The sequence below is a fragment of the Streptosporangium brasiliense genome (assembly GCF_030811595.1).
Lineage (GTDB): Bacteria > Actinomycetota > Actinomycetes > Streptosporangiales > Streptosporangiaceae > Streptosporangium > Streptosporangium brasiliense.
The window spans coordinates 93,597-109,341 of record NZ_JAUSRB010000001.1; the positions used below are offsets into that span (position 1 = coordinate 93,597).

At 70.9% G+C, this 15,745-nt stretch carries 16 protein-coding genes; 12 read left to right on the forward strand and 4 right to left on the reverse strand.

From position 1 onward, the window contains the following. Positions 1–52 precede the first annotated feature (52 nt). The 5 genes from J2S55_RS00425 to J2S55_RS00445 all read left to right on the forward strand — a co-directional run bounded on the left by J2S55_RS00425 (position 53) and on the right by J2S55_RS00445 (position 2,601). Complete coding sequence (locus tag J2S55_RS00425; protein ID WP_306856478.1) at positions 53–577, forward strand: DUF2017 domain-containing protein; 525 nt, start codon at positions 53–55, stop codon at positions 575–577. Between the two features lie 9 nt (positions 578–586). Then, a complete protein-coding gene (locus tag J2S55_RS00430; protein WP_306856479.1) occupies positions 587–1,003 on the forward strand; it encodes a M67 family metallopeptidase in 417 nt (138 codons plus the stop codon). A 62-nt stretch (positions 1,004–1,065) separates the two neighbouring features. Continuing rightward, positions 1,066–1,203 (forward strand): hypothetical protein, encoded by a 138-nt coding sequence (locus J2S55_RS00435; RefSeq protein ID WP_306856481.1) that lies wholly within the window; start codon positions 1,066–1,068, stop codon positions 1,201–1,203. An 88-nt stretch (positions 1,204–1,291) separates the two neighbouring features. Continuing rightward, entirely contained in the window at positions 1,292–1,570 is a 279-nt protein-coding gene (locus tag J2S55_RS00440; RefSeq protein WP_306856482.1) for a MoaD/ThiS family protein, read from the forward strand. 83 nt (positions 1,571–1,653) lie between these two features. Further along, positions 1,654–2,601, forward strand: a complete 948-nt coding sequence (locus J2S55_RS00445) for a PLP-dependent cysteine synthase family protein (RefSeq protein ID WP_306856483.1) — start codon at positions 1,654–1,656, stop codon at positions 2,599–2,601. A gap of 172 nt (positions 2,602–2,773) precedes the next feature. On the opposite strand, the gene J2S55_RS00450 is transcribed toward J2S55_RS00445, so the two are convergent. Both J2S55_RS00450 and J2S55_RS00455 read right to left on the reverse strand, forming a co-directional pair. Then, positions 2,774–4,657 (reverse strand): DUF3352 domain-containing protein, encoded by a 1,884-nt coding sequence (locus J2S55_RS00450; protein ID WP_306856485.1) that lies wholly within the window; start codon positions 4,655–4,657, stop codon positions 2,774–2,776. Positions 4,658–4,760: 103 nt separating this feature from the next. Then, entirely contained in the window at positions 4,761–5,096 is a 336-nt protein-coding gene (locus J2S55_RS00455; RefSeq protein WP_306856486.1) for a hypothetical protein, read from the reverse strand. Positions 5,097–5,255: 159 nt separating this feature from the next. On the opposite strand from J2S55_RS00455, the gene J2S55_RS00460 reads away from it, so the two are divergent. The 6 genes from J2S55_RS00460 (at position 5,256) to J2S55_RS00485 (ending at position 11,153) form a co-directional block, all read left to right on the forward strand. Then, positions 5,256–6,047 (forward strand): thioesterase family protein, encoded by a 792-nt coding sequence (locus J2S55_RS00460; RefSeq protein WP_306856488.1) that lies wholly within the window; start codon positions 5,256–5,258, stop codon positions 6,045–6,047. A 218-nt stretch (positions 6,048–6,265) separates the two neighbouring features. Beyond that, complete coding sequence (gene murI, locus J2S55_RS00465) at positions 6,266–7,087, forward strand: glutamate racemase (protein ID WP_306856489.1); 822 nt, start codon at positions 6,266–6,268, stop codon at positions 7,085–7,087. Positions 7,088–7,163: 76 nt separating this feature from the next. Further along, positions 7,164–7,916 (forward strand): MBL fold metallo-hydrolase, encoded by a 753-nt coding sequence (locus J2S55_RS00470; RefSeq protein ID WP_306856491.1) that lies wholly within the window; start codon positions 7,164–7,166, stop codon positions 7,914–7,916. A gap of 5 nt (positions 7,917–7,921) precedes the next feature. Beyond that, complete coding sequence (rph, locus tag J2S55_RS00475; RefSeq protein WP_306856492.1) at positions 7,922–8,638, forward strand: ribonuclease PH; 717 nt, start codon at positions 7,922–7,924, stop codon at positions 8,636–8,638. Further along, positions 8,635–9,273: an XTP/dITP diphosphatase gene (locus J2S55_RS00480; RefSeq protein WP_306856493.1), complete on the forward strand. Its 639-nt coding sequence runs from the start codon at positions 8,635–8,637 to the stop codon at positions 9,271–9,273. The genes rph and J2S55_RS00480 overlap by 4 nt, the downstream gene beginning before the upstream one ends. 209 nt (positions 9,274–9,482) lie before the next feature. Next, positions 9,483–11,153, forward strand: coding sequence for a molybdopterin-dependent oxidoreductase (locus tag J2S55_RS00485; RefSeq protein ID WP_306856494.1), 1,671 nt, complete (start codon positions 9,483–9,485; stop codon positions 11,151–11,153). A 75-nt stretch (positions 11,154–11,228) separates the two neighbouring features. Here the strand turns inward: J2S55_RS00485 and J2S55_RS00490 are convergent, their stop codons facing one another. Next, a complete protein-coding gene (locus tag J2S55_RS00490; protein ID WP_306856496.1) occupies positions 11,229–11,795 on the reverse strand; it encodes an NADPH-dependent FMN reductase in 567 nt (188 codons plus the stop codon). Between the two features lie 271 nt (positions 11,796–12,066). Here J2S55_RS00490 and J2S55_RS00495 point away from each other — a divergent pair, with 271 nt between their 5' ends. Then, positions 12,067–13,731 (forward strand): FAD-dependent oxidoreductase, encoded by a 1,665-nt coding sequence (locus J2S55_RS00495; RefSeq protein ID WP_306856497.1) that lies wholly within the window; start codon positions 12,067–12,069, stop codon positions 13,729–13,731. Positions 13,732–13,951: 220 nt separating this feature from the next. Here the strand turns inward: J2S55_RS00495 and J2S55_RS00500 are convergent, their stop codons facing one another. Beyond that, entirely contained in the window at positions 13,952–15,466 is a 1,515-nt protein-coding gene (locus tag J2S55_RS00500) for an APC family permease (RefSeq protein ID WP_306856498.1), read from the reverse strand. Between the last annotated feature and the right edge of the window lie 279 nt (positions 15,467–15,745).

Genomic DNA, 15,745 nt, shown 5'->3' on the forward strand with positions numbered 1-15,745 from the left:
GCGACCGGGGGCGGGCCCCGGCGGGAGACGGACGGGGATCGGTGAGCGAGCGGTGAGTTCAGGCTTCAAGCGTGGGCGCAAGGGCGGTGTGATCACCGTTTTCGACGCGGCCGAGGTCTCGATCCTGCGTTCGCTGGTCTCCCAGATCCTCGGCCTGATCGAGCCCGGGGAGACCGGGGACGACCCGCTGGAGCGCGCGCTCGGCATCGGCCCGTCCGAGCAGTCCGCCGACCCGGTGCTGGCCCGGCTGTTCCCCTCGGCCTACGAGGACGCCGAGCAGTCCGCCGAGTTCCGCCGCTACACCGAGGCGACCCTGCGCGACGGCAAGCGGGCCGACGCGCAGACCATGCTCGACAGCGCCGAGCCCGGACGGGTCGAGCTCACCCAGGAGCAGGCGCAGGCGTGGATGCGCGCGCTGAACGACGTACGGCTCGCGCTCGGCACCCGGCTGGAGGTGACCGAGGAGGTCCACGACGAGATCGCCCGGATGGGGGAGGACGACCCGCGCTATCCGGCGTATGTCACCTACGACTGGCTGACCTACCTTCAGGACACCTTGGTCCGTGCCCTTTGGTAACTTCCTGACATGCTCACGATCTCCCGGGAACTGGTTGACAAGATCATCGCGCACGCCCGGGCCGACCACCCGGACGAGGCCTGCGGCGTGATCGCCGGACCGATCGGCTCCGACTCCCCTGAGCGGTTCGTCGCGATGGAGAACGCCGAGCGGTCGCCCACCTTCTACCGCTTCGACTCGATGGAGCAGCTGCGGGTCTGGCGCGAGATGGACGACCGCGACGAGGAGCCGGTGGTCATCTACCACTCCCACACCGCGACCGAGGCATACCCCTCGCGGACCGACATCAGCTACGCCTCCGAGCCGAACGCCCACTACGTGCTGGTCTCCACCCGCGAGGAGCTGGGCGAGGAGGCCGAGCTGCGCTCCTACCGGATCGTCGACGGGGTGGTGGAGGAGGAAGAGGTCACGGTCACCTCGGGGTGAGCCGCGTCCCAGTGGCCGATACGGCCGTGATGTGAATCGTCCCTTTGGGTAAGCTGATGACCATGTCGACCGTTGACCCGAGCCTGGAGGACGTCGTGCTCTCACGTACCGGCGCACGGGCCCGGCTCGCGGGTCTCGCGGCCGTGCAGAGCTTCCTGTTCGCGCACACTCCCACCGTCGTCGTCTACGACTGTCGCTGACCGGCAGTTCTGGAATCCCTCCGTGCCCGCCGGTGTTCTGGATCCGGTGGGCGGCACTCCCATGACGACACAAGGAGATTGACCCGCGATGGCCATCGAGGTTCGCATTCCGACCATCCTGCGCACTTACACCGACGGCGCCAAGGCCGTCGACGCCAAGGGCGCGACGCTCGAGGAGCTGATCGGCGACCTGGAGACCCGGCACCCTGGGCTGAAGGACCGTCTGATCGACAAGGGCGCGCTGCGCCGCTTCGTGAACGTGTACCTGAACGACGAGGACGTCCGCTTCCTGGGCGGCCTGGAGACCCCGCTCTCCGACGGCGACACGGTCACCGTCCTGCCGGCCGTGGCCGGCGGCTCCCGCTAGCGGCGCGGCGCCGCCGCGCTCGACCGGGCGGCGGCGCACGCCGATGTTTCTGGTTTGTCACCACGGAGCGGAAGCCGTAGACGATGCGCTTTGACTCACTGATCGATTCCGTAGGCCGTACCCCGCTGGTCGGCCTGCCCCGGCTGTCACCGTCGGAGGACGTGCGGATCTGGGCCAAGCTGGAAGACCGCAACCCGACCGGTTCGATCAAGGACCGTCCCGCGCTGTGGATGATCGAGCAGGCGGAGAAGGACGGCCTCCTCCGGCCCGGCTGCACGATCCTCGAACCCACCAGCGGCAACACCGGCATCTCGCTGGCGATGTCCGCCCGGCTCAAGGGCTACAAGCTGATCTGCGTGATGCCGGAGAACACCTCGGAGGAGCGCCGCCAGCTCCTGCGCATGTGGGGGGCGGAGATCATCTCCTCCCCGGCGGCCGGCGGCTCCAACGAGGCGGTCCGGGTCGCCAAGGGCCTGGCCGCGGAGAATCCGGACTGGGTGATGCTCTACCAGTACGGCAACCCGGCCAACTGGCGCTCCCACTACGAGACGACGGGGCCGGAGATCCTCCAGGACCTGCCGGCCGTCACCCACTTCGTGGCCGGTCTGGGCACCACCGGCACCCTGATGGGCGTCGGCCGGTTCCTGCGCGAGCGCGTCCCCGGCGTGAAGATCGTGGCCGCCGAGCCCCGCTACGGCGAGCTGGTGTACGGCCTGCGCAACGTGGACGAGGGCTTCATCCCCGAGCTCTACGACCCCGACGTCCTGACCACCCGCTTCTCCGTCTCCTCCGCCGACGCGCTCCGGCGCACGAGAGAGCTGCTGGCCGCCGAGGGCATCTTCGCCGGGGTCTCCACCGGAGCCGCCCTGCACGGCGCGCTCGGTATGGCGAGCAAGGCCGTCAAGGCCGGGGAGCGGGCCGACATCGTGTTCGTGGTGGCCGACGGCGGCTGGAAATACCTGTCCACCGGCGCCTACGAGGGCACCCTCGACGAGGCCGAGGAGCGGCTCGAAGGCCAGCTCTGGGCGTAGGGGGACCACCGGGCCCCGGGCCCGGCGCCTCCGGAAGAGCAGAAGGCGGGCACCCCATCGGGGTGCCCGCCTTCTGCGTGTTCTGTCTGTTCCGCTTGTTCCGCACCCGGCTCCGCCCGGCCCGGCCCGGCTCAGCCGGAGCCGGGCCGGGCGGCGCTCGGCGGGGTCAGGCTCAGTCGAACAGGACCCGCAGGGAGAAGGACGCCTCGCTGCCGTTCTGCGTCCCGCTCACACCGACGGCGCGCAGCTGCTGGAGGTTCGCCTTCTCCTCGCCCTGGAGGGTTTCGAGGTAGAGCTTCTCGACCTTGTTGAGGTCGACGTAGGCGGCGAAGGTCGCCGAGTCGGCGTCGGGGATCGCGAGCTTGAAGCCCTCGTCGTCGGCCAGGCTCCCCTCCTTGGCGAGCTCGGCGGCGTACTCCTGCGAGCTGGCCAGGACGAAGGTGCCGTCACCGGGGACCTTGGCGAGCTGCGGGGCGGCGGTGCCCGAGTCGGCGAGGAACTTCTCGATCTTGCCGACGACCTCCTGCGCCTTGGCCGGGTCGGTGACCACGCGGGCACCGAACTTGGGCTGGCCGCTGTCGAGGCCGTTGGCGTCCACCGCCAGGGTGATGTTCTTGCCGAGCAGGGTCACCAGGTCGGCGGGGAGCGCCAGCCCGTACTTCTGCTGGGCCTGGTCGGCGAACTGCTGGAAGCTCCCGCCGGCGGCCTGGTCGGCCGACTTCATGATCTGGGCCCACTGCTTGCCGATGATGTCGCCGAGACCGGAGATCGAGACCGCGCCGGCGGTGGAGGCCGGGAGCTGGCCGATCCTGGTGGCCTCCGGCTCGCCCAGCCCCTCCAGGGGCTGCGCGCCGCGGCTGATGCCGGCCAGCTCGACGTAGCTGCCGTCGAAGCGGAGCGCGCCGGCCACGCGGGCGTTCTTGATCTGTTCGAAGGCGGCGGCGTCCTGGCCGGCCATCTCCGGGGCGAGCTGCGCGATCTTGCCGCCGTCCATCCAGAAGGAGAGCACACCGGTCTCGCCGAGGGCGCTCAGGTCGTCGGAGAAGTTGGCGTTGTCGGTCAGCGGCGCCGCCTTGGTGGCCTGGTCGGCCTCCGCCTGGGTGCCGCTGAGCAGCGCGTAGTCCTCGCGGAAGGCGATGCCGTACTTCTCCTCGCCCATCAGCTTGGCGATCCCCGCCTTGGCCTTGGCCTCGTCGGTCACCTGGACGGCCACCACGAAACCGGGATCGGCGTCGGCCTTGGCCGGGGCGAGCACGGCCATACCGACGCGGTCCCCGATCCACGGCTGGATGTCGGTGGCGTAGTTCACCTTGCCGGCGCTGCCCATCTTGTCGGCCAGGTCGAAGAGGGCCTTGCGCGGGTCGTCGCCGGTGAAGGAGTCCTTGGTGACGGTGAACTTCTGGGCGATGCTGAACAGCGCCACCTTCTGGTTGGCGGCCGGGTCGAAGTCCAGGCGCACGTAGCCGACGGCGTTGCCGGGGAGCACGTCGTGCGGCTGGGTGCCGCCGCCGCTGAGCATGCTGACCGCGAACGCGCCGCCGCCGCCCACGAGGGCGACGACCAGGGCGGCGACCACCGCGAGCAGCCAGCCCTTGCCACCCTTACGGGCGGCGGGCGGAGCCGGCTGTCCCGCGCCGAGGAAATCGGTGCCCTGCTGCTGCCAACCGGGCTGCTGTCCGTAGTTCTGCTGTCCGTAGTTCTGCTGCTGGTAGCCGGGCTGCTGGTAGCCGGCCTGGCCCTGCTGCTGGTAACCGGGGTAGCCGGGCTGGCCCTGCTGCTGTCCGTAGCCCTGCTGGCCCTGCTGCGGGTAGCCGGCCTGCTGTCCGTAGCCCTGCTGCGGCTGGCCCTGCTGGTAACCCCCCGCGCTCTGCTGCGGGTAGCCAGGCTGCTGCGGGTAGCCGGGCTGGCCCTGCTGCGGGTAGCCGGCCTGCTGGGGATGGGGCTGGGTGTGCGGCTGACCGTGCTGCTGCGCACCCTCGTTCCAACGGTAGGCGATCGTCCTGTCGGGCTGCTGGCCCGGCGTGGGCGACTGGTCGGGGGGATTGTTGGCAGACATGCTCACTCACAATGTGGACTTCTCGGATAAAGAGAAGTTAGTGCACATCGCTAGCGGACGCCTTGCAATGAACTAACCAGGCGATTGCTCTGTCCAAGGAGAATCAGACCCGCTGCAGCGCTTTGGCGGGTTTTCTCAGGGTGATCTCGCCGTTTCCGGTGGAGGCCACCGCGTCCCACGAGACGATGCTGCTGCCGGTGTAGAGCGTCCGGGACAGGAGCTTGAACAGCCAACTCGTCCGGTTGCCGGGGTCGCGGGTGCGGCCCAGCATCACCGGGGCCCGCCGGTGCGAGACGACCAGGCCGGAGACCGTGAACTGCTGCTGCATCCCGAAGTCGGCCCTGCGGTTCTTCCTCATCCGGACGTCCACCACCTGGCCCACCCACACCCCCTCCGAGTCCCACACCGACTGACCGATGAGGTCACCGACTCCCGCCATCCCCGGCCTCCTGCTCCCGCGAAATCGCTTGGAAAATGGTTATCAGTCTCTCAGCGGAATCTCGTTTTCCCAGGTAGCGGCACGCGTTCCGGGCCGATGGGGCGGAGGTCGCGCGGACTGGGTAAAGTGAGCGCTCTAGAACAAGGTTCGGGAGCGTGAATGACGAAGTTCGACGAGGCGACGCAGGCCATCAGGGTGGACGAGACCACCTACGACGTGTGCCTGGACCCGGGATACTCGATCGGCGGGCCGCTCAACGGCGGCTACCTCATGGCCGTGCTCCTGCGCGCCGTCGTGGACGCCTCACCGCACGACCATCCGGTGACCACCAGCGCGCAGTTCCTGCGCGCGCCCCGGCCCGGCCCCGCCCGGGTGCGGCTGGAGCAGATCAAGGCCGGCCGCACCGCCGCGATGACCCGCGCGACCCTGGTCCAGGACGATGTCTCCTTCATCGAGACCCTTGTCACGACGGCGACCCTGAACGAGGCCGTCCCCGACTGGACGGACGGTCCTTCGGCGGCCATGCCGCCCATCGAGCGGTGCGTCAGGCTGCCCGACCCCAAGCCCGAGTCGAACATCACGCTCAACGCGCAGATGGAGATGGCCTTCGACCCGCCCACCGTCGGCTGGCTCGACGGCAGGCCCACCGGCCGCCCCGAGGCCCGCGCCTACTTCCGGATGGCCGAGCCGCAGGACCCCGACCCCTACGTGCTGGCCCTGGCCGTGGACGCGCTCCCGCCGGTGGTCTTCTCCGCCGGAGCCCGGGGCTGGGCGCCGACCGTGGACCTCACCTGGCACCTGCGCGCCCTGCCCGCCCCCGGCTGGCTCACCCTGCTCGGCAGCGGCCGGATGATCAGCGACGGCTGGTTCGACGAGGAGGTCGAGGTCTGGGACTCCGCCGGCCGCCTGGTCGCCCAGTCCCGCCAACTCGCCCGGGTGGGCCGAGGCTGAGCCGCGGCGCGCGGCGTCGCCGGAAGCGCGTGAGGGGGCGCCGGTGCCTGGACTGAGGAGCGCGCGCAGCGTAGCGAGCACGTGACGAGGGAAGGCGGCGGTTACCAGCTCCCGAGCCGCGGCGCGCGGCGTCGCCGGAAGCACGTGAGGGGGCGCCGGAAGCACTGTGAGGATTCTTACCGTGAGCGGTCGTCCCAGGTCGCCTAACCTTGGGAACCATGTCGCAAGCGAGTATCGGAATCTTTGACAGCGGTGTGGGCGGCCTCACGGTGGCCAGGGCGATCATGGATCAGCTGCCCGGTGAGTCGATCTTCTATGTGGCCGACACGGCGCGGCAGCCGTACGGACCCAAGACCATCGCGCAGCTCCGTGCCTACACGCTGGAGGTGATGGACCACCTCGTCGAGCACGACGTCAAGATGCTGGTGATCGCGTGCAACAGCGCCAGTTCGGCGGTACTGCGGGATGCGCGCGAACGCTATGACGTGCCGGTCGTCGAGGTGATCCAGCCGGCGGCGCGCCGGGCCGTGCGGGCCACCCGCAACGGCCGGGTCGGAGTGATCGGGACCCGGGCGACGATCGAGTCGATGGCCTACCAGGACGCGTTCACCGCCGCCCCGGACATCCTGCTGACCGGGGTGGCGGCCCCCCGGCTGGTGGAGTTCGTGGAGCGCGGGGAGACGATGAGCGAGGAGCTCATCGAGGTCATCCGCGGCTACCTGCAGCCGGTGCTGGACGACGGGTGCGACACGCTGATCCTGGGATGCACGCACTACCCGCTGCTGACCGCGCCCATCTCCTACGTCGCGGGAGACGGCGTCACGCTGGTCTCCAGCGCCGACGAGACGGCCAAGGACGTCTATCGCGTCCTGCACGACCGGGGCCTGGCCGCCACGGGCCGCACCCCCCGTCACCGGTTCGGCGCCACCGGCGACACCGTGCTGTTCGAGCAGCTCGGGCGGCGCTTCCTCGGTCCCGAGATCGAGGCCGTCGAGCTCACGCCGGTGGGGGACGTCCCCGGCAACGGGCAGTGCCCGTGAAGACGGCGGCCACCGACGCCCGGGCCGTGGCATGCAGCGCCGCAATCTGAGAAGAGCCGAGAAGGAGGAGGCCGCCGTGAAACTGACGATCATCGGGTGCTCTGGGAGTTTCCCCGGCCCGGACAGCCCCTCCTCCTGCTACCTGCTGGAGGCCGAGGGGTTCCGCATGCTGCTGGACTTCGGCAACGGCGCGCTGGGCGCGCTCCAGCGGCACATCGGCCTCTACGACGTGGACGCGATCTGCCTGTCCCACCTGCACGCCGACCACTGCCTCGACATCTGCCCCTACCACGTGGTGCGCACCTACTCCCCGGAAGGGCCGCTCCCCAGGGTGCCGGTCCACGCCCCCGCCGACGCGCCCCGCCGCCTGGCCGCCGCCTACGGCATGCCCGAAGAGCCGGGGCTCGAGACGGCCTTCGACTTCGCGCCGCTGGCGCCGGGCGTGTTCGAGGTGGGGCCGTTCGAGGTGACAGCCGCGCTGATGAACCACCCGGTCGAGACCTACGGGTTCCGGGTCTCCTACGGCGGGCGCTCGGTGGCCTACTCGGCCGACACCGGCGAGTCCGCCGAACTGGTCAAGCTCGCCTCGGGGGCGGACGTGCTGCTGTGCGAGGCGTCCTTCCTGGAGCGGCCCGACCTCCCCACCGACCTGCACCTGACCGGCCGTCAGGCCGCCGAGCACGCGGCCAGGGCGGACGTGGGCACCCTGGTGCTGACCCATCTCGTGCCCTGGCACGACCCCGCGCGGATCCTCCAGGACGCCTCCCGGGGTGGTTTCGGCGGGCGGATCGAACTGGCGCGGAGCGGGGCCGTATATGACCTAGGGTGAGTTTCATGGCTCGTGCAGATGGACGTTCTCCCGATCAGCTCAGACCCGTCACCATCACCCGTGGCTGGCTCGCGCACGCCGAGGGCTCGGTGCTCGTCGAGTTCGGCGGCACCAAGGTGCTCTGCGCCGCCTCCGTGCAGGACAGCGTGCCGCGCTGGCGCCGGGGGAGCGGCCAGGGCTGGGTCACCGCCGAATACGCCATGCTGCCCCGGGCCACCAACACCCGTAACGACCGGGAGTCGGTGCGCGGCAAGATCGGCGGCCGGACGCACGAGATCTCCCGCCTGATCGGCCGGTCCCTGCGGGCCTGCGTCGACTACAAGGTTCTCGGCGAGAACTCGATCGTCATCGACTGCGACGTGCTCCAGGCCGACGGCGGCACCCGCACGGCCGCGATCACCGGCGCCTACGTGGCGCTGGCCGACGCGGTGAGCTGGATGCGCGAGCGGAAGATGTGCAAGGGCGACCCGCTGATCGACTCGGTCTCGGCCGTGTCGGTCGGCGTCGTCGGATCCACGCCCCTGCTGGACCTCTGCTACACCGAGGACGTCGCCGCCGAGACGGACATGAACGTGGTGATGACCGGGGCCGGCGAGTTCGTCGAGGTCCAGGGCACGGCCGAGGGCAAGCCGTTCAACCGGGGGGCGCTGGACGAGCTGCTCGACCTGGGCGTCGTCGGGTGCGCGGAGCTCACCCGCCTGCAGAAGGCGGCGCTGGCGTGAGCACCGAGACGGCCGGGCGCCCCGGCACCGTCGTGAGCCGGGTGGTCCTGGCCACCCGCAACACCGGAAAGATCGTCGAGCTCCGTCAGATCCTCGCCGCCGCCTCGGTGCCGGTGGAGATCGTCGGCCTGGAGGAGTTCCCGCAGATCGGCGATGTCGCCGAGACCGGCCTGACCTTCGCCGAGAACGCCCTGATCAAGGCGCACGCCGTCGCCCAGGCGTCGGGCCTGCCCGCCATCGCCGACGACTCGGGCCTGTGCGTGGACGCGCTGAACGGCATGCCGGGCATCTTCTCGGCCCGCTGGTCCGGCCGGCACGGCGACGACGGGGCGAACCTGGACCTGCTGCTCGCGCAGGTGTCCGACGTGCCGCGGGAGCACCGGGGCGCCCACTTCGCGTGCGCGGCGGCGCTGGCCCTGCCGTCGGGGGAGGAGCGGGTCGCCGAGGGCACGCTGCACGGCCTGATCATCGACGCGCCGCGCGGGACCAACGGTTTCGGCTACGACCCGATCTTCGTGCCCGAGGGGGAGAGCCGGACGACCGCCGAGCTGTCGGCCGAGGAGAAGAACGCCATCAGCCACCGGGGCCGTGCCTTCCGCGCCCTGGCCCCGATCCTGGCCGAAGCGGTCGTCTGACCGATCCCGGCCGGCTGCGCGGTCCAGGCCGGTTGAGCGGTCCGGTCCGGTTGAGCCCGCCCGTTCCGTGACGCGGTCCGGTCCGAGTGAGCCCGCCCGCTCCGTGACGCGGGGCATCCGCCGCGGGCGGGTGCGCTCCGGAGCGGAGCGGGCCGGATCGTAATCGGGGCGTAAGATCCCGTTCGCTCCGATGGGCGTAGCGTCGGAGGATGGAGAGCAACGGGCGCGTGCCCCTGTGGGCGGCGGCGCTGATCGGCCTGGTGTCCGGTGCGGTGGCGGTCGGGGTGTCACTGCTGGCCGCGGGCCTGGTGAAGGCCTCCGCCTTCCCCGTCGTGGCGGTCGGCAACGCCGCCATCGACCTCACTCCGGCGGGACTGAAGGATTTCGCGATCCGCACCTTCGGCGAGAACGACAAAGTCGTCCTGCTGGCGGGCATCTTCCTGGTCCTCGCCGTGATCGCCGCCGCCGTGGGCGTCCTGGCCGCCAGGGACATCCGGTACGGCCTGGCGGGCCTGGCCGCGTTCGGCGTCGTGGGCGTCCTGGCCGTCCTGACCCGGCCCGACGCCGGCGCCGTGGACGTCGTCCCCACGCTGGCGGGCGTCGCCGCCGCCATGTTCGCCCTGCACCGCCTGACGGGCCGTGCCCTCCTCCCCCGGGAGGCGGGCGCCGCCGCTCCCCGGGAGGAGGGCTCGCCGACCGGCGCCCACGACGCCCATCCGGCCGGCGAGGCCCACGAGACCGGAGACGATACGGGAGAACGGCACGGCACGCCGGTCCCGCCGGTCATGCGGGCAGGGGAGGATCTCCGCACGCTCGACCGGCGGAGGCTGCTGATCGGGACGGCCGGGGGCGTCGTCGTCGCGGGAGTGACCGGCGTGGTGGGGCGGATGCTGTCGGGGCGGGCCCAGGTGGCCGCGGCCCGGGTCGGCATGGAGCTGCCCCGGCCCTCCGTCCGGGCCACGCCGCTCCCGGCCGGCGTCGACCTGAAGATCAGGGGGCTGTCGCCGTTCGTCACCCCGAACCACGACTTCTACCGGGTGGACACCGCCCTCATCGTGCCCCAGGTGGACCCCCGGAACTGGACCCTGAGGATCCACGGCATGGTGGACAGGCCCGTCGAGCTCGCCCTCGCCGACCTGATGAAACTCCCCCTGGAGGAGGCCGACATCACGCTGTGCTGCGTCTCCAACGAGGTCGGCGGACCATACATCGGCAACGCCCGCTGGCTGGGCGCCAGCCTGGCCGGCGTCCTGCGCGACGCGGGGGTGCGGGCGGGGGCAGACATGCTGCTCAGCACCTCCGCGGACGGCTGGACCTGCGGCACCCCGATCGACGTCGTCCTCGACGGGCGCGACGCGCTGCTGGCCCTGGCGATGAACGGCGAGGCGCTCCCGGTCGACCACGGTTTCCCGGTCCGCCAGGTGGTCCCGGGCCTGTACGGCTACGTCTCGGCGACCAAGTGGGTGACGGAGATCAAGGTCACCCGGTTCGACCAGGACGAGGCCTACTGGACCTCCAGGGGGTGGTCGGCGCGGGGGCCGATCAAGACCCAGTCGCGCATCGACCTGCCGAGAGACGGCTCCAGCGTCGCGCCGGGCCGTACCGTGATCGCCGGGGTCGCCTGGGCCCAGCACAAGGGGGTGGACGCCGTCGAGGTGCGGGTCGACGGCGGGCAGTGGCGTCAGGCCCGGCTGGCCGAGGCGCCGACCGCCGACACCTGGCGCCAGTGGGTGGTCGACGACTGGGACGCCACGCCCGGCAGCCACACGATCGAGGTGCGGGCCACGGACGCCACCGGCTACACCCAGACCCCCGACCACGCCCCGGTGACCCCCGACGGGGCCACCGGCTGGCACAGCGTCAGCGTCGAAGTCGCCTGAACGCCCGGTGCGGTCCGGCCCGGCGCGGACGGGGACGGCGGAAGCGAGGCGGTCGAAGGGGTCAAAGGGCGGCGGTCAGACGGAGCTGCGCATCACGGACATCGCCTGGGTGAGCCGGCCGAGCTCCTCCAGCATCGCGCTCGCCGACTCCGACAGGGTGCTGTCGACGGTCAGGGTGCCGTCGGCGGCCACGCTCTTGCGCCGGAAGACGGTCACCGCAGCGCCTGCCGGGACCATGCGCAGCTTGGTCACGACCGGCTTGAGCAGCTCGACCGCGCGCAGGCCGCCGGAGAGCCCGCCGTAGCTGACGAACCCGACCGGCTTGTGGGCCCACTCGCGGTGGAGGAAGTCGAGGGCGTTCTTCAGGGGGGCGTTGAAGGCGTAGTTGTACTCCGGCATGACGAAGACGAACGCGTCCGCCGCGTCGATCGTCGCGCTCCAGTCCTTGGTGTGCTGGTGGACGTAGTTTCCCGTGGTCGCGTCCTCGGGCTCGTCCAGGAACGGCAGCCCCACCTCGGCGAGGTCGACGAGTTCCACGTCGAACCCGCCGTGCTCGACGGCGTGGCGGGTGAACCAGTCGCCGATGGCGCGTCCGGTCCGGACCGGACGGGTGCTGGCGACGATGACCTTCAGCAGCGGCATGGCGTGCCCCCCTCAGAAGTGGTTTACGTGTAAACAGAGACTGCCGCCATTTTGGTTACATGTCAACTAACGGCTGGGGTCCGGAGGGGCCGAGGTCCGGGGGAGGGGCCCCGGCGTGGCGGGCCGGCCGGCCCGCGGCCGTCCCGGCGCACTGCCGGCCAGGCGCGGCACAGTGTCACGCGATGATCGACATCGGTTACGCGATGCCGACTGCCGCCGGGGCCCGCCGGTCCTCATGCTGATCGCCAACACGATCAGAGAGGCCACCCCCATGGCACGAACCTCGTCCCTGCGCGCGCTCCAGCGCCTGGCAGCCGAGCACCACGACGCCCGCCGTCTCCGGATCCCCGTCGAAGACCTGCGCGGACTGCGCGCCGAGGCCGCCGCCGTACCGGGCGGTATCGCCCGCCGTGACCTGCTCAGGCGCGCCGCGCTGGCCGGTCTGGCGGTCACCGCGCTCGGCTCCGCCCAGGGCCGCGCCCGCGCCGACGTCACGCCGCAGGCCAAGCCGCCGCTCAAGCCCGCCCGGGTGGCCGTCATCGGCGCCGGGATCGCCGGGCTCACCGCGGCGCTCACCCTCAGGGACGCGGGGGCCACCCCGATCGTCTACGAGGCCGACCCGTCACGGGTCGGCGGCCGGATGTACTCCCAGCGCTCCCACTGGGCGGGCGGCCAGACCTCCGAGATCGGCGGCGAGCTGATCGACGTCGAACACAAGAAGATGCTGGAGCTGTGCCGCCGTTTCGGCCTGTCCACAGTCAACTTCGCCGGGGCCGGGCCGAACGGCGCCGAGGAGATCCTGCACGTCAACGGCGCCTACTACCCGCGCTCCCAGGCGGACGCCGACTTCAAGGAGATGTATCAGACGCTCCACGCCGACCTGCAGGCCGCCGGCGAGGTGAGGTGGGACAGCACCACGCCGGAGGGCACCGCGCTGGACAACATGTCGATCCGGCAGTGGATCGACTCCCGGGTGCCCGGCGGCTACGCCTCGGACCTCGGCCGCTTCCTCGACGTCGCCTACAACGTCGAGTACGGGGCCGAGACGACCGACCAGTCCTCTCTCGCGCTGGTCCTGCTGATGGGCTACCAGCCCAATCCCGGCCACTTCAACGTCTGGGGCCTGTCGGACGAGCGCTATCACATCGTCGGCGGCAACGACCTGCTCCCGCAGGCCATGGCGGCGGCCCTGCCGTCCGGCTCGGTCCAGACGGGCTGGGAGCTGCTGGCGGTGCGGGCGAACGCCGACGGCACCCAGACGCTCACCTTCGACAACGGCGGCACCACCAGGACTGTCGTCGCCGACCACACGGTCCTCACCGTGCCCCTGCCGATCCTGCAGCGCCTGGACCTGTCGCGCGCCGGATTCGACGCCCGCATGACGGCCCTGCTGCGTGACGCCCGGATGGGCTACGTCACCAAGCTCAACATGCAGTTCACCCGCCGGACCTGGATCGGCGCCGGCCCGTGGCCGGGGGTGTCGGCCGGGGACTGCTTCACCGACCTGCCCTTCCAGCAGTGCTGGGACACCACCAAGGGGCAGGCCGGCTCGACCGGGGTGCTCATCCAGTACGGCGGCGGCGACGCGGCCCGGTCCCTCGACCCGTCCACCCCGTTCCCCACCGACTCCGACGCCTACGTCCGCGCCCTCGTCGCCTCGACGCTCACCCGGATCGACACGGTCTTCCCCGGCACGAAGGCGGAGTGGAACGGCCGCGCCCAGCTCTCGGCCTGGCACAGGAACCCCTACGCCCTCGGCGCCTACTCCTACTGGCCGGTCGGATACCTGCACAGGCACGCGGGCTACGAGGGGACCAGGCAGGGCAACGTGCACATCGCCGGAGAGCACTGCTCCTACGACTTCCAGGGGTTCATGAACGGCGGCGCCACCGAGGGAGAGCGCGCCGCGGGCGAGGTGATCGACGCGCTGCGGTAGGACACGGGGACGGCCCGTGCCCCCGTGAAGCCATCGCGGGGGCACGGGCCGCACCTCAACGCGGGCCGTACTTCAATGTGGGCCGTACCTCGACGCGGGCCGTACTTCAACGCGGGCCGCACCTCAACGCGGGCCGTACTTCAATGTGGGCCGTACCTCGACGCGGGCCGTACTTCAGGACGGGCCGCCTCTCATGCGCCGGCCGTACTCTCACATGCGGTCAGTCACGTTCGACGGTGTCCTCCAGCACGATCCGGCCGATGATCGCGTACTTCTCGGGCCTGCGGGCCCTCAGATAGAGGGCGAGGGCGGCACCCAGCACGGCGGCGCCGAGCACGATCCAGGGGATCAGGGCGAAGAACGGGGACTTGGCGGCGTCTCCGGCGGCGGCCTCCTGGTTCTGGAACAGCAGCAGGACCACGTAGGCCATCGCCAGGCCGCCCAAGAGCGGGGCCAGCAGGGTGCGCCACCAGGACGCGGTCTCCGGGTGCTTCTTCCTGACGTGGAAGTAGCCGATCACCGAGAACGAGCAGAGGGTCTGCACGATCAGGACGGCCAGCGTGCCCAGCACCGCGAGCAGGGTGTAGATGTGCAGATAGGGGTCCATCCCGGCGAAGAAGAACGCCAGCACGATCACCACGGAGATCGCGGTCTGCACGGCTCCGGCGATGTGCGGGGAGCCGTGCCTGGGGTGGGTGGCGCCCAGGGTCGCGCGGGTGCCGGGGATGAGATCCTCGCGGCCGATCGCGTAGAGGTAGCGGGCGGCGCAGTTGTGGAAGGCCATCGAGCAGGCGAAGGAGCCGGTCAGGATGAGGATCTTGAACAGGTCGACCGCCCACTCCCCGACCAGTTCCCCGGTGGGGTTGAAGAAGATCCCGGCGAACTCCTCGGCCGCGATCTGAGGCGCCTTCACCCCGTTGGCCGCCACCGTCATCCAGGAGACGAAGGTGTAGAACAGGCCGATGCCGATCACCGAGACCAGGGTCGCGATCGGGATGATCCTCTTGGGCTCGCGGGACTCCTCCCCGTACATGGCGGTCGACTCGAACCCGACCCAGGACCAGAAGCACATGAACAGGCCGAGCCCGACGGCGCCCGTCTCCAGGCCGGTGACGGTGAAGGCCCTCGCGGGGTTGAGGGTCTCCGCCATCAGGCCGTCCGGGCCGCCGCCGTGGAAGAGGGTCACCGTGGCGGTCAGCCCGAGCATGAGGATCTCGGTGACGAGGAAGACCCCCAGGACCTTGGCGGTCAGGTTGATGTCGAAGTAGGTGAGGATCGCGTTCAGCGCCAGGCCGAGCAGGGCGAACCAGAGCCAGTGGATGTCCACACCGGCCAGGCTCTTGAAGGTGTCGTTGGCCGAGTAGGCGAAGAACCCGATGATCGAGGCTTCGAAGACGACGTAGGCCATGGTGGCGAGCAGGCCGGCCACCATGCCCACGACCTGGCCCAGGCCGTGGGAGATGTAGCCGTAGAAAGCGCCAGCGGAGGTGATGTGCTTGGCCATCGCCACGTAGCCCACCGAGAAGACGGTGAGCACGATCGTCGCCACGAGGTATCCGGCGGGCACGCCCAGGCCGTTGCCGAAGCCCACGACGATCGGGACGTTGCCGGTCATCGCGGTGATGGGCGCGGCGGTGGCGACCGCCATGAAGATGACGCCGACCAGCCCTACGGCGTTCTTGCGGAGGCGGTGGACACCGTCGGCCGGGGCCTCGGTGCTGTCGGTGATGCTCAAATCGCGTGCGCCTTTCTGGGACCAGCGCCGGATGGGGGGATGGCGAAGATATTGACCGGCGGTGAGACCGACGAACAAGGTGCCTGCGGACCTCAAACGATTACGACATGTCATCTTGTCCTGCCGGTCCTGCCGGTCCTGCTGGTCCTGCTGGTCCTGGTGCGCGGACCGGCAGAGGCTCCCGCTCCTCTGGTTCATCGGGCCGGCGCCTGCCCGCGGCGGCCGCAGGAGCGACGGGGGCCGACGGGCGGGCCGATGGGCGGACCGTTCTGGTTACAT

Coding starts and splice junctions, on each gene's coding strand:
- J2S55_RS00430 (WP_306856479.1), top strand. CDS start 587: ATGCTCACGATCTCCCGGGAACTGGTTGACAAGATCATCGCGCACGCC.
- J2S55_RS00435 (WP_306856481.1), top strand. CDS start 1,066: ATGTCGACCGTTGACCCGAGCCTGGAGGACGTCGTGCTCTCACGTACC.
- J2S55_RS00440 (WP_306856482.1), top strand. CDS start 1,292: ATGGCCATCGAGGTTCGCATTCCGACCATCCTGCGCACTTACACCGAC.
- J2S55_RS00445 (WP_306856483.1), top strand. CDS start 1,654: ATGCGCTTTGACTCACTGATCGATTCCGTAGGCCGTACCCCGCTGGTC.
- J2S55_RS00450 (WP_306856485.1), bottom strand. CDS start 4,657: ATGTCTGCCAACAATCCCCCCGACCAGTCGCCCACGCCGGGCCAGCAG.
- J2S55_RS00455 (WP_306856486.1), bottom strand. CDS start 5,096: ATGGCGGGAGTCGGTGACCTCATCGGTCAGTCGGTGTGGGACTCGGAG.
- J2S55_RS00460 (WP_306856488.1), top strand. CDS start 5,256: ATGACGAAGTTCGACGAGGCGACGCAGGCCATCAGGGTGGACGAGACC.
- murI (WP_306856489.1), top strand. CDS start 6,266: ATGTCGCAAGCGAGTATCGGAATCTTTGACAGCGGTGTGGGCGGCCTC.
- rph (WP_306856492.1), top strand. CDS start 7,922: ATGGCTCGTGCAGATGGACGTTCTCCCGATCAGCTCAGACCCGTCACC.
- J2S55_RS00485 (WP_306856494.1), top strand. CDS start 9,483: ATGGAGAGCAACGGGCGCGTGCCCCTGTGGGCGGCGGCGCTGATCGGC.
- J2S55_RS00490 (WP_306856496.1), bottom strand. CDS start 11,795: ATGCCGCTGCTGAAGGTCATCGTCGCCAGCACCCGTCCGGTCCGGACC.
- J2S55_RS00495 (WP_306856497.1), top strand. CDS start 12,067: ATGGCACGAACCTCGTCCCTGCGCGCGCTCCAGCGCCTGGCAGCCGAG.